23 protein-coding genes are annotated in these 24,980 nt (G+C 65.8%); 12 read left to right on the plus strand and 11 right to left on the minus strand.

The genetic code is table 11. The features are described 5' to 3' along the window. Window positions 1-13 precede the first annotated feature (13 nt). The gene (locus tag AU252_RS08005) at window positions 14-2,407 is read right to left on the minus strand and encodes an ATP-binding cassette domain-containing protein (RefSeq protein WP_058930257.1); all 2,394 of its coding nucleotides are present in this window, start codon (window positions 2,405-2,407) and stop codon (window positions 14-16) included. Between the two features lie 119 nt (window positions 2,408-2,526). On the opposite strand from AU252_RS08005, the gene AU252_RS08010 reads away from it, so the two are divergent. Then, on the plus strand, window positions 2,527-3,969 hold the full coding sequence (locus AU252_RS08010) for an NCS2 family permease (RefSeq protein WP_058930258.1): 1,443 nt from the start codon (window positions 2,527-2,529) through the stop codon (window positions 3,967-3,969). Here AU252_RS08010 and AU252_RS08015 read toward each other — a convergent pair. Together AU252_RS08015 and AU252_RS08020 are read right to left on the minus strand one after the other, a co-directional pair. After that, window positions 3,966-4,631 carry a response regulator gene (locus AU252_RS08015; RefSeq protein ID WP_058930259.1) on the minus strand — a complete coding sequence of 222 codons (666 nt, stop codon included), beginning with the start codon at window positions 4,629-4,631 and terminating at the stop codon, window positions 3,966-3,968. The genes AU252_RS08010 and AU252_RS08015 overlap by 4 nt on opposite strands. After that, window positions 4,628-6,205, minus strand: coding sequence for a sensor histidine kinase (locus AU252_RS08020; protein WP_058930260.1), 1,578 nt, complete (start codon window positions 6,203-6,205; stop codon window positions 4,628-4,630). Before AU252_RS08020 ends, AU252_RS08015 begins: the two co-directional genes overlap by 4 nt. Window positions 6,206-6,444: 239 nt before the next feature. On the opposite strand from AU252_RS08020, the gene AU252_RS08025 reads away from it, so the two are divergent. The 5 genes from AU252_RS08025 (at window position 6,445) to AU252_RS08045 (ending at window position 10,521) form a co-directional block, all read left to right on the plus strand. Beyond that, window positions 6,445-7,455 (plus strand): Bug family tripartite tricarboxylate transporter substrate binding protein, encoded by a 1,011-nt coding sequence (locus AU252_RS08025; protein ID WP_058930261.1) that lies wholly within the window; start codon window positions 6,445-6,447, stop codon window positions 7,453-7,455. Further along, window positions 7,452-7,964 carry a tripartite tricarboxylate transporter TctB family protein gene (locus AU252_RS08030; RefSeq protein WP_058930262.1) on the plus strand — a complete coding sequence of 171 codons (513 nt, stop codon included), beginning with the start codon at window positions 7,452-7,454 and terminating at the stop codon, window positions 7,962-7,964. Before AU252_RS08025 ends, AU252_RS08030 begins: the two co-directional genes overlap by 4 nt. Then, a complete protein-coding gene (locus AU252_RS08035; protein ID WP_058930263.1) occupies window positions 7,964-9,577 on the plus strand; it encodes a tripartite tricarboxylate transporter permease in 1,614 nt (537 codons plus the stop codon). Before AU252_RS08030 ends, AU252_RS08035 begins: the two co-directional genes overlap by 1 nt. A gap of 102 nt (window positions 9,578-9,679) precedes the next feature. Further along, window positions 9,680-10,081, plus strand: coding sequence for a universal stress protein (locus tag AU252_RS08040; RefSeq protein WP_058930264.1), 402 nt, complete (start codon window positions 9,680-9,682; stop codon window positions 10,079-10,081). A 182-nt stretch (window positions 10,082-10,263) separates the two neighbouring features. After that, entirely contained in the window at window positions 10,264-10,521 is a 258-nt protein-coding gene (locus AU252_RS08045; RefSeq protein ID WP_205630655.1) for a hypothetical protein, read from the plus strand. A gap of 121 nt (window positions 10,522-10,642) precedes the next feature. Here AU252_RS08045 and AU252_RS08050 read toward each other — a convergent pair whose 3' ends face one another. The 4 genes from AU252_RS08050 to AU252_RS08065 form a co-directional block, all read right to left on the minus strand. Then, window positions 10,643-10,879 carry a hypothetical protein gene (locus tag AU252_RS08050; protein WP_056348863.1) on the minus strand — a complete coding sequence of 79 codons (237 nt, stop codon included), beginning with the start codon at window positions 10,877-10,879 and terminating at the stop codon, window positions 10,643-10,645. Between the two features lie 161 nt (window positions 10,880-11,040). Continuing rightward, window positions 11,041-12,633 (minus strand): histidine ammonia-lyase, encoded by a 1,593-nt coding sequence (gene hutH, locus AU252_RS08055; RefSeq protein ID WP_058930265.1) that lies wholly within the window; start codon window positions 12,631-12,633, stop codon window positions 11,041-11,043. Then, window positions 12,630-14,333: a urocanate hydratase gene (locus AU252_RS08060; protein ID WP_058930266.1), complete on the minus strand. Its 1,704-nt coding sequence runs from the start codon at window positions 14,331-14,333 to the stop codon at window positions 12,630-12,632. Before AU252_RS08060 ends, hutH begins: the two co-directional genes overlap by 4 nt. 219 nt (window positions 14,334-14,552) lie before the next feature. After that, the gene (locus tag AU252_RS08065; RefSeq protein WP_240484349.1) at window positions 14,553-15,407 is read right to left on the minus strand and encodes an IclR family transcriptional regulator; all 855 of its coding nucleotides are present in this window, start codon (window positions 15,405-15,407) and stop codon (window positions 14,553-14,555) included. A 229-nt stretch (window positions 15,408-15,636) separates the two neighbouring features. Here AU252_RS08065 and AU252_RS24280 point away from each other — a divergent pair, with 229 nt between their 5' ends. The 3 genes from AU252_RS24280 to AU252_RS08075 are packed head-to-tail and all read left to right on the plus strand — an operon-like array spanning window position 15,637 to window position 17,391. After that, a complete protein-coding gene (locus AU252_RS24280; protein WP_205630656.1) occupies window positions 15,637-16,017 on the plus strand; it encodes a hypothetical protein in 381 nt (126 codons plus the stop codon). Next, on the plus strand, window positions 15,978-16,448 hold the full coding sequence (locus AU252_RS24285; protein WP_205630657.1) for a GNAT family N-acetyltransferase: 471 nt from the start codon (window positions 15,978-15,980) through the stop codon (window positions 16,446-16,448). The genes AU252_RS24280 and AU252_RS24285 overlap by 40 nt, the downstream gene beginning before the upstream one ends. After that, entirely contained in the window at window positions 16,438-17,391 is a 954-nt protein-coding gene (locus tag AU252_RS08075; RefSeq protein WP_058930267.1) for a phosphotransferase, read from the plus strand. The genes AU252_RS24285 and AU252_RS08075 overlap by 11 nt, the downstream gene beginning before the upstream one ends. Before the next feature lie 134 nt (window positions 17,392-17,525). Here the strand turns inward: AU252_RS08075 and AU252_RS08080 are convergent, their stop codons facing one another. From AU252_RS08080 to AU252_RS08095, 4 genes are all read right to left on the minus strand, one after another. Continuing rightward, window positions 17,526-19,193, minus strand: coding sequence for an HNH endonuclease signature motif containing protein (locus AU252_RS08080; protein ID WP_058930268.1), 1,668 nt, complete (start codon window positions 19,191-19,193; stop codon window positions 17,526-17,528). Window positions 19,194-19,367: 174 nt separating this feature from the next. After that, window positions 19,368-20,342, minus strand: a complete 975-nt coding sequence (locus AU252_RS08085; RefSeq protein WP_058930269.1) for an NAD(P)-dependent alcohol dehydrogenase — start codon at window positions 20,340-20,342, stop codon at window positions 19,368-19,370. Continuing rightward, complete coding sequence (locus AU252_RS08090; protein WP_058930270.1) at window positions 20,339-20,572, minus strand: helix-turn-helix transcriptional regulator; 234 nt, start codon at window positions 20,570-20,572, stop codon at window positions 20,339-20,341. Before AU252_RS08090 ends, AU252_RS08085 begins: the two co-directional genes overlap by 4 nt. Beyond that, on the minus strand, window positions 20,566-20,994 hold the full coding sequence (locus AU252_RS08095; RefSeq protein ID WP_058930271.1) for a hypothetical protein: 429 nt from the start codon (window positions 20,992-20,994) through the stop codon (window positions 20,566-20,568). Before AU252_RS08095 ends, AU252_RS08090 begins: the two co-directional genes overlap by 7 nt. A gap of 225 nt (window positions 20,995-21,219) precedes the next feature. Here AU252_RS08095 and AU252_RS08100 point away from each other — a divergent pair, with 225 nt between their 5' ends. The 3 genes from AU252_RS08100 (at window position 21,220) to AU252_RS08110 (ending at window position 24,959) form a co-directional block, all read left to right on the plus strand. Beyond that, complete coding sequence (locus AU252_RS08100) at window positions 21,220-22,707, plus strand: amino acid permease (RefSeq protein WP_058930272.1); 1,488 nt, start codon at window positions 21,220-21,222, stop codon at window positions 22,705-22,707. Window positions 22,708-22,715: 8 nt separating this feature from the next. Next, the gene (locus tag AU252_RS08105; protein ID WP_058930273.1) at window positions 22,716-23,351 is read left to right on the plus strand and encodes a LysE family translocator; all 636 of its coding nucleotides are present in this window, start codon (window positions 22,716-22,718) and stop codon (window positions 23,349-23,351) included. A 339-nt stretch (window positions 23,352-23,690) separates the two neighbouring features. After that, window positions 23,691-24,959, plus strand: coding sequence for an IS110 family transposase (locus AU252_RS08110; RefSeq protein ID WP_058930130.1), 1,269 nt, complete (start codon window positions 23,691-23,693; stop codon window positions 24,957-24,959). The last annotated feature ends 21 nt before the right edge of the window (window positions 24,960-24,980 follow it).

Raw genomic sequence — 24,980 nt, forward strand, 5'->3', positions numbered from 1 at the left:
CGGGCACCGGCATTCAGCCGGCGACGTAGGCCGCGAGGTGCTTGCCGGTGAGCGTGGACTTGGCGGCCACAAGCTCTGCGGGCGTGCCCTCGAAAACGACCTTGCCGCCGTCGTGCCCTGCGCCGGGACCGAGGTCGATGATCCAGTCGGCGTGCGCCATGACCGCCTGGTGGTGCTCGATGACGATGACCGATTTGCCGGACTCGACAAGCCGGTCAAGGAGGCCCAGCAGGTTCTCGACGTCGGCGAGGTGGAGGCCGGTGGTCGGTTCGTCGAGGACGTAGATGTCGCCCTTCTCTGCCATCTGCGTGGCCAGCTTGACGCGCTGCCGCTCGCCGCCGGACAGGGTGGTGAGCGGCTGGCCGAGGGTCAGGTAACCGAGCCCGACGTCGACGAGCCGGTCCAGGATCTTGTGGGCGGCGGGCGTGCGGGCCTCCCCTTCGCTGAAGAACACTTCAGCCTCTGTCATGGACATGGCCAGCACTTCGGAGATGTTGCGGCCGCCCAGCGTGTATTCCAGCACTGACGCCTGGAACCGCCGGCCCTCGCAGTCCTCGCACGTGGACTCGACGGTGGCCATCACGCCGAGCTCGGTGAAGATGACGCCCGCGCCGTTGCAGGTGGGGCAGGCACCTTCGGAGTTGGAGCTGAACAGCGCCGGCTTCACGCCGTTGGCCTTCGCGAACGCCTTGCGGATCGGCTCGAGCAGGCCCGTGTACGTGGCGGGGTTGCTGCGGCGGGAGCCCTTGATGGCGCCCTGGTCGATCACCACAACGCCGTCCCCTCCTGCCACGGAACCATGGATCAGCGAGCTTTTGCCGGAACCGGCCACACCCGTCACCACGCAGAGCACCCCGAGCGGAACATCGACGTCCACATTCTGCAGGTTGTGCGTGGAGGCGCCACGCACCTCAAGGACGCCTGACAGTTTGCGGACTGATTCCCCGACCTTGGCCCGGTCATCGAGGTGGCGGCCGGTGATGGTGTCGCTCCCCCGCAGCCCCTCCACGCTGCCCTCGAAGCAAACATTGCCACCCGCGGTGCCGGCGCCGGGACCGAGATCGACCACGTGGTCGGCGATGGCGATGGTCTCGGGCTTGTGCTCGACGACGAGCACGGTGTTGCCCTTGTCCCGCAGCTGAAGCAGCAACTGGTTCATCCGCTCGATGTCGTGCGGGTGCAGGCCGATGGTGGGTTCGTCGAAGACGTAGGTGACGTCCGTGAGGGACGACCCCAGGTGCCGGATCATCTTGGTGCGCTGGGCCTCTCCTCCGGAGAGGGTGCCGGCCGGGCGGTCGAGGGAGAGGTAACCCAGCCCGATCTCGGCGAACGAGTCAAGGAGGTGCCGCAAGCCTTTGAGGAGCGGAGCAACCGACGGCTCGTCGAATTCGCGGACCCACTCGGCCAGGTCGCTGATCTGCATCTCGCAGAGGTCGGCGATGTTTTTGCCCTGGATCCTCGAGGACCTGGCCTCGGGGCTGAGCCGCGTGCCCTCGCACTCGGGGCAGGCCTGGAAAGTGATGGCGCTCTCCACGAATCGCCGCACGTGCGGCTGCATCGCCTCGACGTCCTTGGACAGCATGGACTTCTGGATCTTCGGGATGATGCCCTCGAACGTGAGGTTGATGCCCTCAACCTTGATCTTGGTGGGCTCGGAGTACAGCATCGTCTCAAGCTGCTTCTTCGTGAACGTGGCAATCGGCTTGTCCATCGGGAGTCCCATGCCCTCGAACAGCCGGCCGTACCAGCCGTCCATGCTGTAGCCGGGGACGGTCAGTGCACCGTCGCCGAGCGACTTGCTGTCGTCGTACAAGGCCGTGAGGTCGAAGTCGGAGACCGAGCCCATGCCCTCGCAGCGCGCACACATGCCGCCCAGGTAGACAACGTTCTGCACCACGGCCTTCTCCACCCGGCCGCCGGCCTTCTCGGTGCTCATCACACCGCTGGCCTTCCGCGTCGGGACGTTGAAGGAGAATGCCGTGGGCGGCCCGACGTACGGCGTGCCCAGCCGGCTGAAGAGGATCCGGAGCATGGCGTTGGCGTCCGTGGCAGTGCCCACCGTGGAGCGAGGGTTCGCGCCCATCCGCTCCTGGTCAACGATGATCGCCGTGGTCAGCCCGTCGAGGTGGTCCACGTCGGGCCGCGCCAGGTTAGGCATGAACCCCTGCACAAAGGCGCTGTAGGTCTCGTTGATCATGCGCTGGGACTCCGCGGCGATCGTCGCGAACACCAGTGAGCTCTTGCCCGATCCGGACACCCCGGTGAACACGGTCAGGCGCCGCTTGGGGATCTCGATGCTGATGTCCTTGAGATTGTTCTCCCGGGCGCCCTGCACACTGATCAGATCGTGGCTGTCGGCAACGTGGGTCGCGGGGAGCTGCTGGACTGTCGATGTGTCAGTAGTCATGGTGTCTCCAACATTGCTCGGCATTGTGAGGTTCCTGACAGACATTCTAGGCGCGCACACTAGGCGCGGTCCCTGCCCTCTAGGATCAAGTAACCCCAACAACACATCCCGGAGGACTAATGCTTAAGCAGGGCTCTGCCTTGGACCGGTACTTCAAGATATCCGAGCGGGGGTCCAACCTCTCCCGCGAGATCCGCGGCGGCTTTGCCACGTTCTTCGCCATGAGCTACATCGTGGTGCTTAACCCCCTGATCCTCTCCGGCCCGGATTCCAGCGGCACCACACTTGGTTTTGCCGCAGTGGCCGCTGTGACGGCTTTTGTGGCAGGCATCCTCACTATCCTGATGGGCGCCTGGGGCAGGCACCCCTTCGCGCTGGCCGCGGGGCTGGGCGTGAACGCGTTTGTGGCCGTCACGGTCGCCACGAACCCTGGCCTGACGTGGCCGGACATGATGGGCCTGGTGGTCCTGTCCGGCGTGACCATGATGATCCTGGTCCTCACCGGCTTCCGGACTGCCGTCTTCAAGGCCGTCCCGGACGGGCTCAAGACGGCCATCGTGGTGGGCATCGGACTTTTTATCGCCCTGATCGGGCTGGTGAATGCCGGCTTTGTGCGCCGGATCCCGGACGCTGCCGGTACCACCGTTCCCGTGGGCCTGGGCTTCGACGGCAAGCTGCTGGGCTGGCCCACGGCCGTCTTTGTGTTCGGCCTGATCCTCACCATCGCCCTGGTGGTCCGCAAGGTCAAGGGCGCCATCCTGATCGGCATCATCGCCTCCACCATCATTTCCGTGATCCTGGAAATGACCCTCCACATCGGTCCCAGCTTTGACGGCACTACCGCCAACCCGCAGGGCTGGTCCCTCGTGGCGCCGTCCTTTACGGGGTGGAGCGCCCCGGACCTGTCGCTGATCGGCAAGGCCAACCCGTTCGGCGCTTTTGAACACCTGGGCTTCGTAGCCGCCACCCTGCTGGCATTCGTGATCCTGCTCAGCATCTTCTTCGATGCCATGGGCACCATGGTGGGCCTGGCCAACGAGGCCGGCACGGTGGACAAGGACGGCAACATCCCGGACGTGGACCGCGTGCTCCAGGTGGACGCGCTCGGCGCGATCGTGGGTGGCGGCGCCTCCGTCTCCTCGAACCAGATCTATGTTGAGGCCGGCGCCGGGATCGGCGAGGGTGCTCGGACGGGCGTGGCGTCCATCGTCACCGGCCTGCTGTTCCTGGTGGCCATGTTCTTCACCCCGCTGATCAACCTCGTTCCATTCGAGGCGGTGGCCCCGGCCCTGGTGGTGGTGGGCTTCATGATGGTCTCCCAGGTGGGCAAGATCGACTGGCAGGACTGGGGAATCGCCATCCCGGCTTTCCTGACCATGACCCTGATGCCGTTCACGTACTCCATCGCCAACGGTCTCGGCGCAGGCTTCATCGCCTATGTCCTGATCCGGACCTTCCAGGGCCGCATCAAGGACGTCCACCCGCTGATGTGGGCGGTGGCCGGCGCGTTCCTGCTGTTCTTCGCCGTCGGTCCCATCGAGGCCGCACTGGGCATGCCCTAGCCCTTCAGCACATACCGCCGCTCGGGCCGGCCCACGCCGTACTTGAGCCGGACCTCCAGCACGCCTTCGTCGTGGAGGTATTCCAGGTACCGGCGCGCACTGACCCGGGACGTGCCCAACTGGACGGCCACTTCGGCGGCGGACAGGTCGCCGTCGGCCTCCTTCAGCGCAGCTTCCACGAGCTTCAGCGTTTCGATGCTGCAGCCCTTCGGCAGCGGCCGATCGGTCCGGTCCAGCCCGAACACCCGGTTCACGTCCGACTGCTCCGCCACATCCTTGGCCGAGTCGAGGCCCTGGTAAGCGCTGCGGTAGTGCTCCAGCCGTTCCTGCAGGTCAGTCTGCGAGAAGGGCTTGATGAGGTAATGCACAATCCCGCCGCGGAGGGCCTTGCGCACCGTGTCCACCTCACGGGCGGCGCTGATCACCAGGACATCCAGTTCCGGGGCCACCTCGCGCAGTTTGTGCATCAGGTCCAGGCCGTTGATGTCCGGCAGGTGGATATCGAGCAGCACGAGGTCCGGTTGCAGACGCCCCGTTTCGATGACCGCCTGGGCGCCGGTATGGGCCACCCCGACGACGGCGAACCCGGGAGTGCGCTGAATGAACCCTGCGTGGACCTTGGCCACCATAAAGTCGTCATCGACGATCAGGACTTTGATCATTGCTGCATTCTCCGTGTTCGTTCCAGCCGGGCGGTGAAGACCGCCCCGTTGTTGTTGGTTACCGTGAGGTCGCCGCCGCTGCGCCGGCAGACCACCCGGGAGAGCGCCAGGCCGAAGCCCCTGCTGCCGCCGGGGCCGGGGTCCTTGGTGGTGAAACCCTGCTGGAAGATCTCCCCCGGATCCCCGGCGACGCCGGGTCCGGAATCGCGGACGGTGACCGTCACGCCGTCGGCTGTGTCCTCCACGAGCACCCTGACCACTGCCTCCGGAAGCCCGGTGACGGCGTCGAACGCGTTGTCCACCAGGTTCCCGACGACCGTGGTCAGGTCGCGGGACAGCTCATCATCAACGCGCTTCAGCCCGGATTCCGGGTCTAGCTGCAAGGTGACCCCGCGTTCGGTGGCGAGGCTCGACTTGGCGATCAGGAGCGCGGCGAGCGCCGGGTCCTGGATGCGGCTGGTGACCTCGTCGTTGAGCCGGGTCCTGTCCAGCGTGGCACCGTTGACGAACTGGACCACGGAATCGTATTCCCCGATCTGGATGAGGCCGGAAATCACGTGCAGCTGGTTGGCGAATTCGTGGGCCTGGGCGCGGAGGGTGTCGGTGGCCGTCCGGGTGGCTCCGAGTTCCCGCTCGAGTGCGGACAGTTCCGTGCGGTCGCGCAGCGTGGTGACGGAGCCGATGTCGCGGCCGCGCGAACGGATGGGAACCCGGTTCAGCACCACCAGCCGGTCACCAACGAGCACCAGCTGGTCCGGCTCCGGCTGCTCGCGGGTGAGGACTTCCTTGAGCGCTGGCTCAACGGACAGGCCAGCCAGGCGCTTGCCCACACAGTCAGCGGGGAGGCCAAGCAGCGCGCGCGCACTGTCGTTGGCCACGGTGATGCGCTCGTGCGGGTCCAGCGCCACCACACCTTCCTTCAGGCCATGCAGCATGGCCTCGCGGTTTTCCACCAGGCCGGTGATTTCGCTTGGTTCCATGCCCAGGGTCTGCCGCTTGACCCGGCGGGAGAGCAGCAGCGAGCCGGCAACACCCAGCACACTGGCCACACCGAGATAGGTGAGGAGGTTGGGCACGGCATCCCCCAGCCGCTCCAGGACGGAGGGATAGTTCCGGCTGATGGACGCGATGCCGATCATTTTTCCGGCGTCGTCGAGGACCGGAACGTGCGCGGACAGTTCCTCCGTGCCGGATCCGTCCACCACGCCGGTCCACGCGCGGCCTTCGAGCACACGGCTGGCGCCGAGTTCCAAGGGCTGGCCCAAGAGGCTGGGATTGGAGGAGGCAACCACTGTGCGGTCGAGCTTCGCCAGCGCTACGTGCGAGGACCCCGACACCGTCCGCACCGACTCGGCCACGGCGGGAAGGGCTGAGCCGCCGCGGGGTTCGGCCGCGGGCAGCAGCGCCCGGACGGTGGGATTGGCACCCAGGGCTTCGGCAGCGGACAGCGCCCGGCGGCCCTCAACCCGTTCGAACGCCGCAGCGGACTGGGCGAGGGAGATCGCCACGACGGCCACCAGGACGGCGAAAACGATGAGCAACTGCAGAACCAGGTACTGCCCCGCAAGGGACATGCCTCTTCGTCGAGTCACTGTGGTTCTTTCCTCTGGTTGCGTGGTCTTTGATTGTCGGGTCCCTGGTGGTCAGGCTACCTGAACTATGGGCGCTGCATAGCGCCGGTGGGCCACCGGAAACGTGAACGCAATGAACTTAACTTTCTCTGCGTACACAAGAGTGATGCCCGTCACTTCGGGGCCTAGCATCGGATCACCAGTCAGTTTCTTGCTGATCAGATTTAGAGAAGAGGAACACCATGCGCCAGATCCGCGCATTGCGAATTGCCGCCGTCGCCGCCGGCATCGCCCTGATGGCCACCGGCTGCGGTGCCACCGGGAAGAGCTCTACTGACGGAGCCAGCTCCGGCGCCCCCGCCGGCCCGCTGACCGGGCTCCAGATCATGGTCCCCAACACTGCAGGCGGCGGCTACGACACCACCGCCCGCGTGGCGGCCAAAGTCCTCGAAGACGAGAAAATCGCCACGAACCCCGAGGTCTTCAATCTCGCCGGCGCCGGCGGAACCGTGGGCTTGGCCCGCATCGTCAACGAAAAGGGCAACGGCGACCTCACCATGCTTATGGGCCTGGGCGTGGTGGGCGCGAGCTACACCAACAAGTCCGAGTCCAAGCTGACGGCCACCACCCCCCTGGCCCGGCTCATCGAAGAACCCGGCGCCATCATGGTCAACAAGGATTCGCCCTACAAAACCATCGATGACCTGGTCACCGCCTGGAAGGCTGACCCGGGTTCCATCAGCGTTGGCGGCGGGTCCTCCCCCGGCGGCCCTGACCACCTGCTGCCCATGCAGTTGGCCGGAGCCCTGGGCATCGACGCCACCAAGGTGAACTTCGTGTCCTACGACGGCGGTGGAGACCTCCTCCCGGCCATCCTGGGCAACAAGGTGGGCTTCGCGGCCTCCGGTGCAGGCGAATACCTCAAGCAGATCGAATCCGGTGCGGTCCGCGTCCTCGCGACCAGCGGCGAGAAGCGGCTCGACGGCGTGGACGCTCCCACGCTCAAGGAATCCAACATCGACCTGGTGTTCACCAACTGGCGCGGCATCGTAGCCCCTCCGGGCATCACCGACGCTGACAAGGCCAAGCTGATCGCGGCACTCGAAAAGATGCACGGCACGGCCGCCTGGAAGGAAGCCCTGAAGACCAACAGCTGGAGCGACGCCTTCATCACCGGCGCCGAGTTCGAAAGCTTCCTGGCCGAGCAGGACAAGCGGGTGGCGGACGTCCTCACGAAGCTTGGCCTGGCGTGAGCTCCTCACCAACTCTGGCCTCACGGCTCAAAGGCCGCTCCGAGCTGGGGGTTGCCCTCCTGCTCGGGGCGGCCGGGGCCCTGGTCATCTGGGATGCAACCCGCATCGGTACCACCTACTCCCAGTCTGATCCCGTAGGACCTAAGACCTTGCCGTTCATCGTGGGCGGCCTGCTGCTGGTCTGCGCCGTCATGCTGGCCGTCAACGTACTCCGCGGCGGCAAAGGCGAGGCGGAAGGCGGCGAGGACGTGGACCTTTCCCACCCCGCCGACTGGAAGACGGTCCTGCCGCTCGCAGGCGCCTTCATCGCGAACATCCTGCTGATCGACTGGGCCGGCTGGGTCATCTCCGGCACCATCCTGTTCTGGGGCAGCGTCTGGGCACTGGGCGGCCGGAACTACATCCGCGACGGACTCATCTCGGTGGCAATGTCCCTCCTGACCTTTTACGGCTTCTACCTTGGCCTTGGCATTAACCTGCCCGCCGGCCTCCTGGAAGGGATTCTCTGATGGATGTCTTCTCCTCACTGATGGACGGCTTTGCCACCGCCCTCACCCCCATGAATTTCCTCTACGCCGTGATCGGCGTCGTCCTGGGTACCGCCGTCGGCGTCCTCCCGGGCCTCGGCCCGGCCATGACCGTTGCGCTCCTGCTTCCGGTCACGTACGCCCTGGAACCCACCAGCGCCTTCATCATGTTCGCCGGCATCTACTACGGCGGCATGTACGGCGGCTCCACGACCTCCATCCTGCTTAATACGCCGGGTGAATCGTCGTCGGTGGTCACGGCCATCGAAGGCAACAAGATGGCGAAAGCCGGCAGGGCCGCGCAGGCACTGGCGACGGCGGCCATCGGCTCCTTCGTGGCCGGCACCATCGGCACCGCCCTCCTGGCAGTCTGCGCTCCGATCGTGGTGGAGTTCGCCATCAGCCTGGGCGCCCCCAGCTACTTCGCGATCATGGTGCTCGCCCTGCTGGCGGTCACCGCGGTCCTCGGTTCCTCGCGCCTTCGGGGCTTCGCGTCCCTGGGCCTTGGCCTCGCCATCGGTCTGGTGGGCCTGGACGTGGTCACGGGCCAGGCCCGGCTCACGTTCGGCGTACCGCTCCTGGCTGATGGCCTGGACATCGTGGTGGTTGCGGTGGCTATCTTCGCCGTGGGCGAGGCGCTGTGGGTTGCCGCGCACCTGCGCCGCACACCCCTGCAGGTCATCCCCGTGGGACGTCCGTGGATGGGCAAAAAGGACTGGAAACGGTCCTGGAAACCCTGGCTCCGCGGCACCGCTTTCGGCTTCCCGTTCGGCGCACTTCCTGCCGGCGGAGCCGAGATCCCCACGTTCCTCTCCTATGTCACCGAGAAGAAGCTCAGCAAGCACCCAGAGGAGTTCGGCAAGGGCGCCATCGAGGGCGTGGCCGGTCCGGAAGCAGCCAACAACGCTGCCGCGGCCGGCACTCTGACCCCCATGCTGGCCCTGGGCCTGCCCACCAACGCCACGGCTGCGGTAATGCTGGCAGCCTTCACGCAATACGGCATCCAGCCGGGACCGCAGCTGTTCGAGAGCCAGGGACCGCTGGTGTGGGCCCTCATCGCGAGCCTCTTCATTGGCAACTTCCTGCTCCTGATCATCAACCTGCCCCTGGCACCGTTGTGGGCCAAGCTCCTGCAGATCCCGCGGCCCTACCTGTATGCCGGCATCCTGTTCTTCGCCACGCTGGGCGCCTACTCGGTGAATCTGCAGGCGTTCGATCTGGTGCTCCTGCTGGCGCTCGGCGCGCTTGGCTTCATGATGCGGCGGTTCGGACTTCCCGTCCTGCCGCTCATCCTCGGAGTCATCCTCGGACCGCGCATCGAAAAGCAGCTCCGCCAGACGCTGCAGCTCAGCGCCGGCGACCCCGCCGGCCTTTGGAGTGAGCCGATCGCCGTCGGCATCTACATCATCATCGCCCTCATCCTCCTGTGGCCGCTGCTGTTCAAGCTGATCCGCCGGAACCGGCCGGCAGCAGTGCCGGCAGGGGTGCCCGCCACCCGCTCCGGCGCATCCGAACCGACGGATGCCTCGGGTGGCAGCGCCAGCCATGGCAGCCACCGTGCCACCACTGGCGGCGACGGGGACGGCGACGGCTAACCAGTCGGCTACCCGGTCCTGGCATCCGCCCGGCATCCGCCCCGCCCCGTCCCCGCATCCGCGCCGCAGCAGAAGATCAACTGACAGAAAAGAGGTACAGCCATGACGATTGTGGTGGGATACGTCCCTACCCCGGAGGGCGAAGCAGCCCTGGCCCAGGCCATCGCCGAGGCCAGGAAGAGCAACACCACCCTGCTGGTCATCAACTCCTCCAAGGGTGATGCCCTGGTGGACAACCGGTACGCCCAGGAGTCCGAAATGCAGGGCATCGAGGCGCGCCTGGCCGCCCACGGGATCGACCACGTGATCAAGCAGCCGGTCCGCGGCCACGATGCCGCAGCGGAGGTTCTTGATGCCGCGGAGGAGCACAACGCCGAGCTCATCGTGATCGGGCTGCGCCGCCGCAGCCCGGTGGGCAAACTGATCATGGGCAGCACGTCGCAGCGGATCCTGCTCGAGGCTGATTGTCCAGTGTTGGCCGTCAAAGCGGGCATGGCGGGCTGATCCGGGCACCACCTTCTATCCGAAGTTTGTTCGCGGGACCCCGCCCTGACGGTGTGGTCCGGCGAACAAGCTTCGGATTTTTGGCGTCTGGGCGCACGAAACAGCAGTCATCTGACATCCTAGGTCCTGTATCCGATACAGTGGATCGAGCCGTTTGGCACGAGACACAGAAAGTTCGGCACATGACTACAGCATTTTTGGAACGCCCCCTGGCCGCCGTGGCGGCCGTCGAAGCCGCGGCTTCCCTGTCCATCGACCTGCAGTTTTCCACAGCGCACGACGTGCACGAAGGACTGGACAACGCTGTTGCCACGCTGATCGAGCCGGCAAGAGAAGCCGCCTGCGGCATCCTTGTTACGCGCCTGCGCCCGGGACGCTTCACCGTTGCCCTGGACGAGTCGGTCCCCTTTGGTGAAACGTACGAAAGCATTGCGGCCTGAGCTGATTCGGCCCTGGATCCGGGCTTCGATCGATGCTTCGATCCAGCCCGCGATCCACGCAAAGAGTCCCCACCTTCCGGTAACGGAAGGCGGGGACTCTTTGCTATTTGGTCTTGTGTTCCTAACTCCTGCGGACTTCTACACCGTCGGATTTAAGGAAAAGTTCCTTTTCTGACGGAGTGGCCGGCACGAGCCACAGCACGTTCCCGCTCTGCGATACTTCTTCCACTTCGCCCGCCGCAATGACGTGCGCGTGTTTGATGATTTCCACCCGGTCCCCGGCTTTGAGCGTTCCCCACTCCGAGATGGTGGCCGAGTGGACATTGCGCCTCGACAGGACAGCCCCACGTGCTTTCATTTGAACTACTACCCCTTTGTATACGTCCTGCGCCACAGCCTCTTTGATGTGACTTTTACTACACCTTCAGTTCTACTACACTTCCCGGCGTCGAATTGTTCGTGTTGCACCATATTTCGACATTGGGCGAATTTCTCGGCAGGACCGAAGGATATTCCCGCTCAGGCAAGAATTCCGACGGCGGATTCGGCGGCTGCCCGGACCCTTCCTGAGGCAACCAGACGGTCAGCTGCCTCCAGCTCCGGCGACAGGAACCGGTCGGTTCCCGGGCCTTCGACGACGGACCGCAGCACCCCGATCACGGCAGCGCCTGCCGGGCCGGGGGTGAGCTGTCCGTCGGACAGCTGCGTCCGCATGTCGATGGCACGGGCGCTCGTCACCAGTTCGATGGCCAGGACGCGGCGAAGGTTCTCCACGGCCTTGCGGAGCTTTCGGGCCGCGTGCCAGCCCATGGACACGTGGTCCTCCTGCATGGCGGAGCTGGGAATGGAATCCACCGACGCCGGGACGGCCAGGCGCTTGTTCTCCGAGACCAGCCCGGCCTGCGTGTACTGGGCGATCATCAGGCCCGAGTCGACACCCGGATCCGCGGCCAGGAACGCCGGCAGCCCATGCGAACGCGCCGGGTCCAGCATCCGGTCCGTGCGGCGCTCGGCGATGGAGCTGAGGTCCGCAACGGCAATGGCCAGGAAATCGAGCACGTAAGCCACGGGTGCGCCGTGGAAGTTGCCGTTGGAGCTCACCCGACCGTCCGGCAGGACTACAGGGTTATCGATCGCCGCTGCGAGCTCACGGGATGCCACCAGGGCGGCGTAGTCAACGGTGTCCCGCGCGGCGCCGGCCACCTGGGGTGCGCAGCGCAGCGAGTAGGCGTCTTGGACTTTGGAATCCCCCACGCGGTGCGAGGCCACGATCGGCGAGTTCGACAGTACGCGCAGCATGTTGTCTGCGCTGGCGGCCTGGCCGGGATGCGGACGCAGCGCCGCGTGCAGCTCGGGCAGGAAGACCTGGTCTGTACCGAGCAGGGCCTCGACGCTGAGCGCGGCGGTGATGTCCGCCGTCGTGAGCAGCTGGCGAAGGTCTGCGATGGCCATCAGGAGCATGCCGAGCATTCCCTCAGTGCCGTTGACCAGCGCCAGGCCTTCCTTCTCTGCGAGGGTGACCGGTTCGATGCCGTGCCCGGCCAGGAGCTCGGCGACAGGTGCCTCATCCCGCCCGCCGTACGTCACGCCGTCGGGCCCTTCCGCCTGGCCCTCGCCCATCAGCACCAGGGCGCAGTGGGACAGCGGGGCGAGGTCGCCGGAGCAGCCGAGCGAGCCGAATTCGCGGACCACCGGTGTGATGCCGGCGTTGAGAACGTCCACCATGGTCTGCAGGACGACGGGGCGGACGCCGGTGCGGCCGGAGGCCAGGGTCTTGGCGCGCAGGAACATGATGCCGCGGACCACCTCGCGTTCCACGGCCGGGCCCATGCCGGCGGCGTGGCTGCGGATCAGCGATTTCTGCAGCTGGGTGCGCAGCTCGCCGGGGATGTGCCGGTTGGCCAGCGCGCCGAAGCCGGTGGAAATGCCGTAGGCGGGGGTCTCGCTGTGCGCGAGTTCGTCGATGTGCGCGCGGACCTTCGCCACCGTGTCCAGCGCCTCCTGGGCGATGGTCACCTGGGCGTTGTGACGGGCGACGGCGACAACGTCCTCGGGCGTGACGCCGCTGGAGCCGAGGGTGACGGTGAGCGGTGAGTGGGTTGTGATCGTCACTTTGTGATTCCTTCTTGCATGGGGATGCGGACGCCGCGTTCTTTGGCGACGTCGGTGGCGCGGTTGTAGCCGGCGTCGGCGTGGCGGATGACGCCCATGCCGGGGTCGTTGGTGAGGAGGCGTTCGAGTTTCTGCGCGGCGAGGTCGGTGCCGTCGGCGACGGAGACCTGGCCGGCGTGGATGGAGCGGCCGATGCCGACGCCGCCGCCGTGGTGGATCGAGACCCAGGTGGCGCCGGAGGCGGTGTTGAGCAGGGCGTTGAGCAGCGGCCAGTCCGCGATCGCGTCGGAGCCGTCGGCCATGGCCTCGGTCTCCCGGTACGGGGAGGCGACGGAGCCGGAGTCGAGGTGGTCGCGGCCGATCACGATGGGCGCTTTGACCTTGCCGTCCTTGACGAGCTGGTTGAACAGCAGGCCGGCCTTGGCGCGGTCGCCGTAGCCGAGCCAGCAGATCCGGGCCGGCAGGCCTTCGAACTCCACGCGTTCCTGGGCGGCGTCGATCCAGCGGTGCAGGTGCTTGTTCTCGGGGAAGAGTTCCTTGATGGCCTTGTCCGTGACCGCGATGTCCTCCGGGTCTCCGGAGAGCGCGACCCAGCGGAACGGGCCCAGACCCTCGCAGAAGAGTGGGCGGATGTAGGCCGGGACGAAGCCGGGGAATTCGAAGGCGCGGGTGTAGCCGCCCGTGCGGGCCTCGTCGCGGATGGAGTTGCCGTAGTCGAAGACCTCGGCGCCGGCGTCCTGGAACTCCACCATGGCCTGGACGTGCTTCGCCATGGAGGCCTGGGCCTTCTTGGTGAAGCCTTCGGGGTCGGCGGCGGCCTCGGTGTGCCATTCCTGGACCGTGATGCCTTCGGGCAGGTAGGACAGCGGGTCGTGGGCGGAGGTCTGGTCCGTGACGATATCGACCGTGAGCTCGCCCGCACGGTGGCGGCGCAGTATCTCGGGGAAAACCTCGGCGGCGTTCCCGACGTAGCCCACGGACCAGCCGCGGCGATCTTCCTTGGCCGCCAGGACCTTCGCGATCGCCGTGTCGAGGTCGGTTTCGACCTCGTCGAGGTAGCGTTTGCCGGCGCGGCGGCGCAGGTGGCTTTCGTCGACGTCGACGATCAGGCAGGCGCCCTCGTTCAGGGTGACCGCGAGCGGCTGGGCACCGCCCATGCCGCCGCACCCGCCCGTGAGGGTCAGGGTCCCTGCGAGGGTGCCGTCCTGGTCCCCGGTGAGTTTGCGGGCGATCGCGGCGAAGGTCTCGAAGGTGCCCTGCAGGATGCCCTGGGTGCCGATGTAGATCCAGGACCCGGCAGTCATCTGGCCGTACATCATCAGGCCCTCGGCCTCGAGCCGGCGGAACTCGGGCCAGTTGGCCCAGTCGCCCACGAGGTTGGAGTTCGCCAGCAGCACCCGCGGCGCCCATTCGTTGGTCCGGAACACACCGACCGGCTTGCCGGACTGGACCAGGAGGGTCTCGTCCTTCTCCATGGTCTCCAGGGTGCGGGTGATCGCATCGAACGCGGCCCAACTGCGGACGGCACGGCCGGTCCCGCCGTAAACCACCAGATCATCCGGGCGCTCCGCGACCTCGGGATCCAGGTTGTTCATCAGCATCCGCAGCGGGGCTTCGGTCTGCCAGCTCTTGGCGGTGAGCACGGTGCCGCGGGCAGCTTTGACCGGGCGGGCACCGGTAGTGAAATCGGCGGGTGCCATGAGGGGCTCCTTTGTGTTCTGGGCGGGTACGAGGTTCGCAGTGTTGGGAAGAGGTTCTGTATCAACTAAAGCCGTTCCGGGCCGGGCCGGACAGGGCTTTCGGAGGGGTGGTGTCCGGGATTCCAGACCATCCCTCACTCTCGTTGCTCTGTCACTTACGGTCTCTAAAAAGGCGAAATGGGGACGACAAGTGATAGGGCAAATTGGTGGCGGGCAGCACTACTTGGCAGGGCGGCCGTGGATGCGGACGGAGAGTTCGTCCGCTACTTTCTGGACCCGCGCGGCGAGCGCCGGCCATTGGTCCGCCGGCAATTTGTCCTCGAGGAACGTGACGGCAACTGCCGCCGTCGGCCATCCCACGTGGTCCGTGACAGCGGCGGCGATCGAGCCGAAGCCGGGCGTCACCTCACCATGTTCGGTGGCGTAGCCGCGCTGCCTCACTTGGTCCAGGTGCGAGGACAGCGCGGAGTACTTCATGATGGCGCCCTCCACCTCATGCCGGGCGGTGAAGGCCTCGGCATTCGGGTAAAGCGCCCGGACCTGCGACTTGGGCAGTGCGGCGAGAATGGCGCGGCCGCTGGCGGTGAGGTGGCTGGGAAGCCGGACGCCGACGTCGGTCACCAGGGACGGGCGGTTCTTGGCCCGTTCCTCCACGATGTACAGCACGTCGCGGCCATGAAGTACGGCCAGGTGCGCGCTCTCACCGATGACGTCCACCAGCGACGCCAGCAGCGGCCGGCCCAGGCGGGACAGCGGTTCCTGCCGCGAATACGCCGAGCTCAGCTCGAAGGCACTGATCCCCAGCCCGTAGCGCTGCTCCTCGTGCAGGTGGAGGACAAAACCGTTCGCCTCCATCACCCCGAGCAGGTGGTAAACGCTGGAGCGCGGCAATCCCAAGGACGTGGCAATGCTCGACGCCGCCATCGGCCCCCGCTTCGAGGCCAGCAGCTTGAGGATACGGAGGGTGTTCTCGGCGGCGGGGACTTTGGACGTCGCCCTTGGTTCACTGCCCGCCTCAGGCCTGGCTTCCGTGCTCGACACCACTGCACTCGACTCCACTGTGCCCTCCGTCATTTCTCGCGGGGCTCCCGGCCATGTCCGGGATCCCGTACTTAACCTTGCGCCCACGACCGGTCCCCTCATGGCCATCAAAACACAGCCAGTGTCCGGGATGCCAGACATAGCCAGTCGTGCGCCCCTTCCCGCCTACTGGGCCTGGGTTGTCCTCCCGGCCCCGCTCGGGTCCGATCGGGTCCGGCGGCGTCCGGCGGCGTCCGGCGGCGCTGGTCGTAGGCTGAAGCGTATGGCCTCAACCACCGATATCCTTGCCGCGTACGATTCCCAGCTCCGCCGGCTGGTTCCCCCAGCTGTTCCGCCAGGCCACGAATATCAGCTGCTGGGACCCCTGCTACGCGTGACCGGACAGCGGCGGGGCTTCATCGAATCGGCTCGTGACCTCGGTGTGGAGGGCGGGATGCTCGACAGGATGATCGTCGAACAGCGTGAGTACTTTGCCGGCCGGGGGAGGCCGTCGAATGGAAGACCCGGGCGCATGACTTCCCAGCTGATCTTGAGTCCCGCCTCCGCGCAGCAGGCTTCGTACCGGAAGATCGCGAGACCGTCCTGGTGGGTGAGACGGCCGCGATGGCTGGTGACCCGGCGGTCCCCGAAGGCATCAGCGTGAGGCCGGCCTCAGAACGTGGCGACCTGGAGCGGATTGCGCGTATGAAGTCCGAAGTGTGGGGCGCCGACTACAGCTGGGTTGCTGCTGACCTGCATCACCGGCTGGCCTCGGACCCGGAAAACCTGGTGGTCTTCATGGCCGAGGCCTCAGGCGTGGTGGTATCGGCGGCCTGGCTCGAGATCAATCCGTGCACGGACTTCGCCGGCCTATGGGGCGGCTCAACGTTGCCTGCATGGCGAGGGCGCGGGATCTACAAAGCCTTGGTATCGGCACGCGCTCAGGTGGCGGCCGCCCGTGGAGTGAAGTACCTGCAGGTGGACGCGTCCGCTGACAGTGAGCCGATCCTGCGAAGGTTGGGATTCAGGGCAATCACCACCACCACTCCGTTTGTGTGGACTCCTCCTGCGAGGGGCAATCCCCATGCAACCTGAGTGGAGCCCCAGGATCGGCTGGGCTGAGATGCCAGACCATGTGCAGGCCAGCGTCGAACGGATTCTCGGCTCCCCGGTGGTTGAGGCGACGGGCCAGCAGGGAGGATTCTCTCCTGGAACCGCGGACCGGGTCCTCACCGCTGCTGGCCAGCGCGCCTTCGTCAAGGCCGTCAGCCCGCAACTAAACGAGCATTCACCCGGAATCCACCGGAAGGAGGCAGTCGTTGCGGCCGCCCTGCCCGCCGGGATGCCGGCGCCGTCACTGATCGGAACCTACGACGACGGCGAATGGGTCGCCCTGGTGCTCAGTGACGTGGAAGGCAGGCATCCCCACATTCCGTGGCGCGCCGTCGAAGTTCGCCTTGTCCTCGATGCCCTGCTCCAGATTGCCCGGCAGCCGCTCCCGCCGGAACTCAGCCGGTTGCCCACTCTTGAATCTGAGCTCGCGGATCCGTTTCGAGGGTGGACCCGCGTCCGGCGCAATCCGCCGGATGACTGCGATCCCTGGATCCTCCAGAACCTCGACAGACTCGAGCACCTGGCGGAGCAGGGACTACGGGATGTGGGGGGCGCATCGCTGGCTCACACGGACGTCCGCGCGGACAACATCATCACAGCCACGAACGGGGCCGTTCTGGTGGATTGGCCGTGGGCCGCCGTCGGCGCAGCGTGGGTGGATGCCGTCACGGTCCTCGTGAACGTTCGCGTCTTCGATCACGCTTTCGATGTGGATGCGATGCTGGCTTCCCACGACGTCTTCAAGACTTCCGACGCGACCAAAGTCAACGGATTCCTGTCAGGCCTGGCCGCATACATCATCGATTCTGCCCGGCAACCGCCACCCCCGGGCCTTCCCACAGTCAGGGCTTTCCAGCAGCAGCAGGGAGAGGCTGTCATTCATTGGCTGCGTGACAGACTGTCCTCCTCGGATTCTGCGTTTTAGGACTGCCGCTCCTGACTCCGCGCCACCCGGAAGAATGGGCCGCGCACCGCGCCACAGGTGAGGCCGCTGCGCTGGCAGCCTTTGAAAGGTCCCAGGAAGAAGCAGTCCGCGACGGTCTTTACTAAAGCTATTTGCTACACGTATGCGGGCTCGGACGTCAAAAACAGCGCCCACTCCGGGAACGGGTCCTCGGGCAGGGGATGGTCTCGCAGCCGGTCTTCGGGCGGCTGGTCGTCCGGCGGACATTCATCGTGGTCAGGGTCTGGTTCTTCGATCGGCCACTGCAGCCCGACCCAAACCGGCAAGGGAAATACCGGGAGCAGTTCTTCGGGCATGGCTGGGCTTGGATCGTCTTGTCGTAGCTGGTCCACTATCTGGTGTGGCCAGATCGATGGTTCCCAGTCGGGGTGTTCGCTGGCGTAGTGCCGTCCGGTGGGTGATATCCAGCCGGGTGGTTCATTCTTGGTGGCGGTTGTGGGTTTCCAACCGGTGATGTGTCTGAGTCGGTGGTGCTTGCGGCATGGCTGGCCGAGATTTGAGATCCCTGTGGATCCTCCCTTGGCCCAGGCGAGAAGGTGATCCGCCTCGGTGTCGAGGGACTGGTTGCTGCAGCCGGGGAACGGGCATTTCCCGTCCCGTAGTCGTAGCCATTGGCGTTGGGCTTTGGTGAGCCGGTAGCTGGTCCGCCCGATCTCGAGCGGTGCGCCATCGCGGGGATCGATCAGGACGCGGTGGAAGGATTCGGCACCGTCGGCGATCAGGTGGCGGGCCATGGACGGCGGGATCGGCCCGTATCCGTCGAGCATGGCGGGTTCGTCGGTCTGGCCCAGCATCGCCATGACCGGGACCGTGATCAACACCTGCGCCCGCGGGGATGGAACACCGCCGCTCACGGCGATGCCCCCGGTCTCTTCGTGGCTCGTTTCGCCGGTCGCGCCGCCGCTCTTTTCCCTACCCTCATCACCGGTTCCGCTGCCTGCACTGTTGTTGGTCAGGAGCCAGGTGGCGGCGATGTCTGCTCGGAGCTGGCTGAAGTTCCGGTCTTCATGAGGCCCCTGCAACGCCCTGGCCGCAGAGGTGGCCCGGTTCCAGATCCCCGCGGCGGTGTCCGCCGGGAGGTAGGCGGAGAGCCAGGCCATGCCGTCGCGGTCCGGGGCATATTCCAGGCGTCGGTCGGCTGCGCTCTTGATGTGGCGTTTTTCGATGCTGACCGGGTGGTGGCGTTCCCGCCAGGTGCGGGCCTTGTGCCGGAACCTTCCGGGGATGAGCTCACCGGCCGGGCCACGTGCCGGATTCACCACGTGAGGGTCCAGAAAATGTGCCTCCAACGCCGCCGCGCCCGGCCTGTCGAGGTTGGTGGTTTCGTCGACCATGATCCGGGCGTGCTGCCAGGAAATCTGGCCGGCCTGCAGCGCGGAGAACGTCAGCGGCAGGGCGGTGGTCAGGGAGTGCGCCTCGGCAAGGAGGGCGCCGGCACTGCGTTCGCTGACTGTCAGGGCACACGCGACCTCCGCGACCATGGCCATCTCCTGCCCTGTATGGTCCTCGGGCGACGTTGCAGGGCCAGCCAGCGCCCCGGCAGCGGCGCTGTAGCCGGCAGCCAGCCAGGCCTTCAGGGCGGCACTTTTCGCGTCCAGCCGTGAGATCTCGGCCAGCCCGTCGAGGAACCCATCCGCCACCCGGTGCAACGGATCAACACCACCGGATCCCGAGGACTCGGTCCCGTCCCGGAGCACAACCGCCAGCTCAGCGAAGGACACCGCAAGTGCCTCCGCCGTCGCCACAGCTGCTCTGCTATCCATACTCAAATCATCCGGCGAGGGTCTGACAATAACGGCGAGGCTGAATGGCTATGTGCATAACCCTGCTCACGTCATTGTTGAAGTGTCGGCGGAGCTGGGCGGGCCGCAAGTGTCCCCTCGCGCAGGGGGCTTAAGTGTCCCTTCGCGCCTTGTAATGGGGGACGGTGAAGAGCGTCAGATGCTGACAACAACCTTGCCGCGGACGCGCCCTTCGTGCATGTATTCGACGGCGGCCGGCGCCTCAACGAGCGCGTAGACCTTGTCCACGGCAGGCTTCACACTGCCGGCTTCAATGAGCATGGTCAGCGCCTCGAGATCGCGATAGTTTTCCGTCGAAACAAGCCCCTTGAATTTCTGCCCGGAGAACAGTGACACCAGCGGCGCACCCATCGAACGCTCAAACCCGCCGGTCAGGTTCCCACCGCCCTCGCCGCCGACGATCACCAGTGTGCCCCGCGGGGTCAGCACGCGCCGCAGGACTGAGAGCGGCCGGTTGCCGGCGGTATCCAGGATGACATCGTAATGCTGGCCGGCGCGGGCAAAATCGTCCCGGGTGTAGTCGATGACGTGATCAGCGCCGAGCGACCTGACCAGCTCCATTTTTCCTGTGCTGCAGACGCCTGTGACCTCCGCCGCCCCGAATGCCTTCGCCACCTGCACCGCAAAGGACCCGACTCCCCCGCCAGCACCGATGATCAGCACCTTCTGGCCGGTCGTCACCTGCCCGGCATCGCGGACAGCCTGCAACGCGGTTACACCCGAAATGGGTGCCACCGCAGCTTCCTCGAACGTGAGGTTCGCGGGCTTTGTGGCCACCCTGCCCTCCCTGGCGCAGACAAATTCCGCGAAGGACCCCTCACACGTGCCGAACACTTCGTCGCCCAGCTGGAAGCGCGTGACGCCAGCCCCCACGGCCTCCACGACGCCGGCAACCTCACGGCCGCGGACCGGAAACTTGGGCTTCTTCAGCCCGAAGCCGAAGAGGCGGAGCAGGTACGGCCGCCCGGTCATAAGGTGCCACACACCCTGGTCGACGCCGGCCGCGCGGACCCTGATCAGTACTTCCCCATCGCCGGGCACCGGCAGCGGGATATCCCTTAGTTGGAGCACGTCGGCATTCCCGTAAACGTCCTGCACGATAGCTTTCATGATGCGTCTCCTTGGTGATTCGGGTACTGGAACACGTCCTCGAGCGGCACGCTGAGCACATGGGCGATCTGGAACGCCATCTCCAGGGACGGCGAGTACCGGCCCTGCTCTATGGCGATGACGGTCTGGCGGGTGACGCCCACACGTTCGGCGAGTTCGGCCTGCGTCATCTCGCCCCGTTCGAACCGCAGGCGGCGGATTGAATTGGTCACCCGCGTTGGCTTCACCACGGCTGGAACCCCCGGCGGTAGGCGACGATCTTGGCCACGGAGCCCAGGATCGCGGACAACACAAACGTCAGGTAGATGACGTTTGCGATCCAGAAGTGGTCCACCTCAGCCATCGCCAGGAGCAGAGCCGCGACGCCGCCGATGACCACAAACGACTGCCCGATGTACTCGCCGAAACGGTAGATCTCCCTGTCGCGCTGGTCCTTCTTCCCGGCCTCCTTGGGCGAAAAGATGCCCAAGAGTATGTGCAGGGCGATGGACGCGGCAATGGATGCCCCGATGGTCCACAGCAGTGGAGCCACGTACGGAACCTCGGCAACGGGCATTGTGCCGGCCATGCCCAGGACGATGGCCAGATACACGCCATAAGAGCCCGTGGCCACCACCCCCATGATCCAGGCGCTCTTCTCTTCGAAGGACATTTCCGCTCCCGCCGTTCCCACCGGATGTAAAACAAAGCTGACATCTCAAAAGTAAAGAAAACCAGACATGATGTCAATAGTTTTGGACTAGACGCCACGCGAAGTTCAAATGCCGGCCCCAAGTCTGAGATGTAAGACAGGAACCGCCAGTGAGTCTCATCACGTAAGGCGCCAAAGTGATCTGCTGGTTGGCGATCCCCCTCCCAATGACGAGAAGGTATTCGTATGCAGCAAGCACCAAGCGCCGCCCAAGACGCAAGTCCGGCCGAAACGCTCAGGCCGGGATCCGGCGTCGCGCATGTCCTGAACCGGGGACTGAACGTCCGCCATATCCGCTTTATGGCCCTCGGTTCGGCGATCGGAACCGGCCTGTTCTACGGCTCAGCCTCCGCCATCCAGAAGGCGGGCCCGGCCGTCCTGCTCGCCTATATCATCGGCGGTGCGGCGGTGTTTATGGTCATGCGGGCCCTCGGCGAGATGGCCGTCCGCCACCCTGTCTCGGGCTCGTTCGGCCAGTACGCCAGCCGCTACCTCGGCCCGCTGGCCGGGTTTGTGACCGGCTGGACGTATGTCTTTGAGATGGCGATTGTGGCCATCGCGGACGTGACGGCTTTCAGCATTTATATGGGCTTCTGGTTTCCGCAGGTGGACCGCTGGATCTGGATCCTGGCCATCATCTGCTTCCTGGCCGCACTGAACCTGCTCAGCGTGAAGGTCTTCGGCGAGCTGGAGTTCTGGTTCTCGCTGATCAAGGTGGTGGCCATCATCGCCATGATCGTCGGCGGCGCCGCCATTATCGCGTTCGGTTTCCAGGCCGCCGGGTCCACCGTGGCTCCGGGCCTCGGCAACCTCGTGGAGCACGGCGGGCTGTTCCCGAACGGCTTCGAGGGGCTCCTGGCCTCGTTCGCCGTCGTGATGTTCGCGTTCGGCGGGATCGAGACGCTTGGCATCACCGCCGGCGAGGCCGCGGACCCCAAGAAGGTTATCCCCAAGGCGGTGAACACGGTGCCGGTCCGCGTCCTGCTGTTCTACGTCCTGACCCTCGGCGTGCTGATGAGCCTCTTCCCGTGGAACGAAATCGGCAGCAACGGCAGCCCGTTCGTCCAGATATTCAGCGGCCTGGGCATCCCGGCCGCACCGCACATCCTCAACGCCGTGGTGATCACCGCCGCGCTCTCTGCCATAAACAGCGACATCTTCGGCGCCGGCCGCATCCTGTTCGGGCTGTCCGGCCAAGGCCACGCGCCGGCAGTTTTCGGTAAGGTCTCGCGCCATGGCGTGCCGTGGATGACGGTAGTGATGATGGCCGGCATCCTCCTGGTGGGCGTGGTTCTGAACGCGGTCATTCCTGAGGACGTCTTTATCCTGATCGCCTCGATTGCCACGTTCGCCACCGTCTGGGTGTGGGTCATGATCCTGGCTTCCCATGTCGCGATGAAGCGGGAGATCGCGCGGAAGGCCCTGCCGGCGTCGGAATTCCCCTCGCCGTGGTGGCCCGCGGCATCCGTCCTGACCATCGCGTTTATGGCGCTGGTCATCGCCGTCCTGGGCGCCTTCGAGGACACCCGCGTGGCACTGTACGTAGGAGCGGCGTGGCTGGGGCTGCTGGTCCTCGCCTACCGCCTGTGGGTCAGAGGTAACGGACGACGCCGGGCCGAGCTTGTGGACGAAACCTCACCGCTCCCGGTGGTCGCCTCAGCCCGTCGGAGCTAAGATCAGGCATGGTTCCGCTCTCAAACCTTCTGGCGTTTGCGCTGGCATCCGTGGTGCTGATCGCCGTCCCCGGACCCAGCGTGCTGTTCGTGATCGGCCGTTCCCTGGCGCTCGGCTGGAAGGGCGGCGTCCTGACGGTGCTGGGCAACGCGACCGGGCAACTGGTGCAGGTGGCTGCAGTCGCGCTCGGCGTGGGCATTATCGTGGCGCAGTCCGTGGTCCTCTTCAGCGTGGTGAAGCTGGCGGGGGCTGCCTACCTGGTCTATCTGGGCATCAAGGCCATCCGGAACCGGCGGCACAACTCCTTCGCGGATCGTCAGCCAGTGGCCTCCTCGCCACGACGGCTGGTGGCGGAAGGCCTGGTGGTGGGGATCACCAACCCCAAGTCGGTGGTGTTCTTCGTGGCGGTGCTGCCGCAGTTTGTGGACTACCCGTCCGGGGCCATTCCGTTCCAGCTGGCGCTGCTGGGGGCGGTGTTCCTGCTGATCGCCATAGTGTCAGATAGCCTCTGGGCGGTCGCCGCGGGTTCCGCCCGCCAATGGTTTGCCCGGTCGCCCCGCCGGGTTTCAGCGGTGGAGGCAACAGGCGGGGCCTTGATGATCGGCCTCGGCGGAACCTTGGCCTTGACCGGCAGCAAGTCCTAGTTGCCCGCCCCGACGCTCTCTCACTTTTGGGGCGATTTGGCGCCACGCTCTCTCACATGAGGTGAGAGAGCGTTTGCCCAAAACGTGCATTAAGCCTGTATGCCCCTTGCGGGGCGCCCGTTCCGGGCTGAAAATGTGCCTGTGGTCGCCTGCCGACGCCGTAGTCACTATGGTTCTTTCAGTCCGTCATTAAGCCGGGCGCCGGGGATCACGCCGTGGGCCCTTCACTGTTTCCTTTTACCGAGAACGAGGACTAGATTCCGATTTTTCCCGGTGATCCCCGCGGGCGGCCGCTTCGATAATCAGAAGTTCCGCTCTGTGAGGAGATGAGCAGTAGCCATGCTGGCTGAAACCCAGGATGAGGATCAGATCATTGCCAGAGTCGCCGCGATCGACATTGGCAAGGCCGAACTCGTGTGTTGTGTCCGGGTCCCCGCGGAAGGGGACCGGAGGAAACGGTTGCAGGAGGTGTCCACGCACTCCACGATGACGCGGTCGTTGATGGAGCTGGCCAACCATCTCGTGGACCTCCGGATCGAGCGGGTCGTGATGGAGGCGACTTCGGACTATTGGAAGCCGGTGTTTTACCTCCTGGAGGCGCACGGGCTCGAGCCGTGGCTGGTCAACGCCCGCGACGTGAAGCATCTGCCGGGCCGGCCGAAGACGGACGTGCTCGATTCCGTGTGGCTGTGCAAGGTCGCCGAGCGGCAGATGCTGCGGCCCAGTTTCGTCCCGCCTGCCCCGATCCGCCGGCTGCGGGACCTGACCCGGTACCGCGCTGATCTGGTCGGAACCCGGACCGCGGAGAAGAACCGGGTCGAAAAACTCCTCGAGGACGCGTGCATCAAGCTCTCCGTCGTCGCTTCGGATATTTTCGGGGTGTCCGGGCGGGAAATGATGGCGGCGCTCATCGCCGGCGAACGGAACCCGAGTAGGCTCGCGCAGCTGGCCCGGACCCGGATGCGGGGGAAGATCAGCGAACTTGAGGAGGCCTTCACCGGCCAATTTGATGACCACCACGCCTTCCTGCTGGCCCGGATGCTGGCAAGGATCGACGGCATCGATGCCGATATCGCCGCGGTCGATGAACAGATCGAGGGGCAGTTGGCCCCTTTCGCGGCGGCAGCGGAACGCCTGGATGAGATCCCGGGCATCGGCCCCGTCGCTGCTGCCGCTATTATCGCCGAAATCGGGGTAGACATGACCCGGTTCCCGACCGCGGGGCACCTGTGTTCCTGGGCGAAGTTCTCCCCGGGCATCAACTCCTCCGCGGGGAAGACCAAGGGAAACGGCTCGACCGGACACGGCAACCGCTATCTCGCCCGGGTCCTGGGCGAGGCCGCCGTCGGGGCCAGCAAAACTCACACCTTTCTGGGCGAACGCCACCAGAGGATCGCGCGGCGGCGGGGCAAGAAACGCGCTATCGTCGCCACCGGACGTTCCATCCTCGTGATCATCTGGCACCTGCTCCAAGACCCGGACGCCCGGTTCAACGACCTCGGCCCCGACTACTTCAGCCGCCGCACCGACCCCGAGAGCAGAAAACGAGGCCACATCCGCCAGCTCGAAGCCCTCGGCTACACCGTCACCCTCGCACCCGCAGCCTGACCCTACCCCGTCTTCATACCA

Source organism: Pseudarthrobacter sulfonivorans (assembly GCF_001484605.1).
In the GTDB taxonomy this organism is placed as follows: domain Bacteria; phylum Actinomycetota; class Actinomycetes; order Actinomycetales; family Micrococcaceae; genus Arthrobacter; species Arthrobacter sulfonivorans_A.

Bases quoted from the DNA above. Each gene is read 5' to 3' on its own strand.
- AU252_RS08095 (WP_058930271.1), bottom strand. From the start codon at position 20,994: ATGTCCTTCGAAGAGAAGAGCGCCTGGATCATGGGGGTGGTGGCCACG.
- AU252_RS24285 (WP_205630657.1), top strand. From the start codon at position 15,978: ATGGCTGGTGACCCGGCGGTCCCCGAAGGCATCAGCGTGAGGCCGGCC.
- AU252_RS08045 (WP_205630655.1), top strand. From the start codon at position 10,264: ATGACTACAGCATTTTTGGAACGCCCCCTGGCCGCCGTGGCGGCCGTC.
- AU252_RS08085 (WP_058930269.1), bottom strand. From the start codon at position 20,342: ATGAAAGCTATCGTGCAGGACGTTTACGGGAATGCCGACGTGCTCCAA.
- AU252_RS08040 (WP_058930264.1), top strand. From the start codon at position 9,680: ATGACGATTGTGGTGGGATACGTCCCTACCCCGGAGGGCGAAGCAGCC.
- AU252_RS08065 (WP_240484349.1), bottom strand. From the start codon at position 15,407: ATGACGGAGGGCACAGTGGAGTCGAGTGCAGTGGTGTCGAGCACGGAA.
- AU252_RS08035 (WP_058930263.1), top strand. From the start codon at position 7,964: ATGGATGTCTTCTCCTCACTGATGGACGGCTTTGCCACCGCCCTCACC.
- AU252_RS08060 (WP_058930266.1), bottom strand. From the start codon at position 14,333: ATGGCACCCGCCGATTTCACTACCGGTGCCCGCCCGGTCAAAGCTGCC.
- AU252_RS08100 (WP_058930272.1), top strand. From the start codon at position 21,220: ATGCAGCAAGCACCAAGCGCCGCCCAAGACGCAAGTCCGGCCGAAACG.
- AU252_RS08005 (WP_058930257.1), bottom strand. From the start codon at position 2,407: ATGACTACTGACACATCGACAGTCCAGCAGCTCCCCGCGACCCACGTT.
- AU252_RS08015 (WP_058930259.1), bottom strand. From the start codon at position 4,631: ATGATCAAAGTCCTGATCGTCGATGACGACTTTATGGTGGCCAAGGTC.
- AU252_RS24280 (WP_205630656.1), top strand. From the start codon at position 15,637: ATGGCCTCAACCACCGATATCCTTGCCGCGTACGATTCCCAGCTCCGC.
- AU252_RS08020 (WP_058930260.1), bottom strand. From the start codon at position 6,205: ATGTCCCTTGCGGGGCAGTACCTGGTTCTGCAGTTGCTCATCGTTTTC.
- AU252_RS08025 (WP_058930261.1), top strand. From the start codon at position 6,445: ATGCGCCAGATCCGCGCATTGCGAATTGCCGCCGTCGCCGCCGGCATC.
- AU252_RS08105 (WP_058930273.1), top strand. From the start codon at position 22,716: ATGGTTCCGCTCTCAAACCTTCTGGCGTTTGCGCTGGCATCCGTGGTG.
- AU252_RS08110 (WP_058930130.1), top strand. From the start codon at position 23,691: ATGCTGGCTGAAACCCAGGATGAGGATCAGATCATTGCCAGAGTCGCC.
- AU252_RS08080 (WP_058930268.1), bottom strand. From the start codon at position 19,193: ATGGATAGCAGAGCAGCTGTGGCGACGGCGGAGGCACTTGCGGTGTCC.
- AU252_RS08075 (WP_058930267.1), top strand. From the start codon at position 16,438: ATGCAACCTGAGTGGAGCCCCAGGATCGGCTGGGCTGAGATGCCAGAC.
- AU252_RS08010 (WP_058930258.1), top strand. From the start codon at position 2,527: ATGCTTAAGCAGGGCTCTGCCTTGGACCGGTACTTCAAGATATCCGAG.
- AU252_RS08050 (WP_056348863.1), bottom strand. From the start codon at position 10,879: ATGAAAGCACGTGGGGCTGTCCTGTCGAGGCGCAATGTCCACTCGGCC.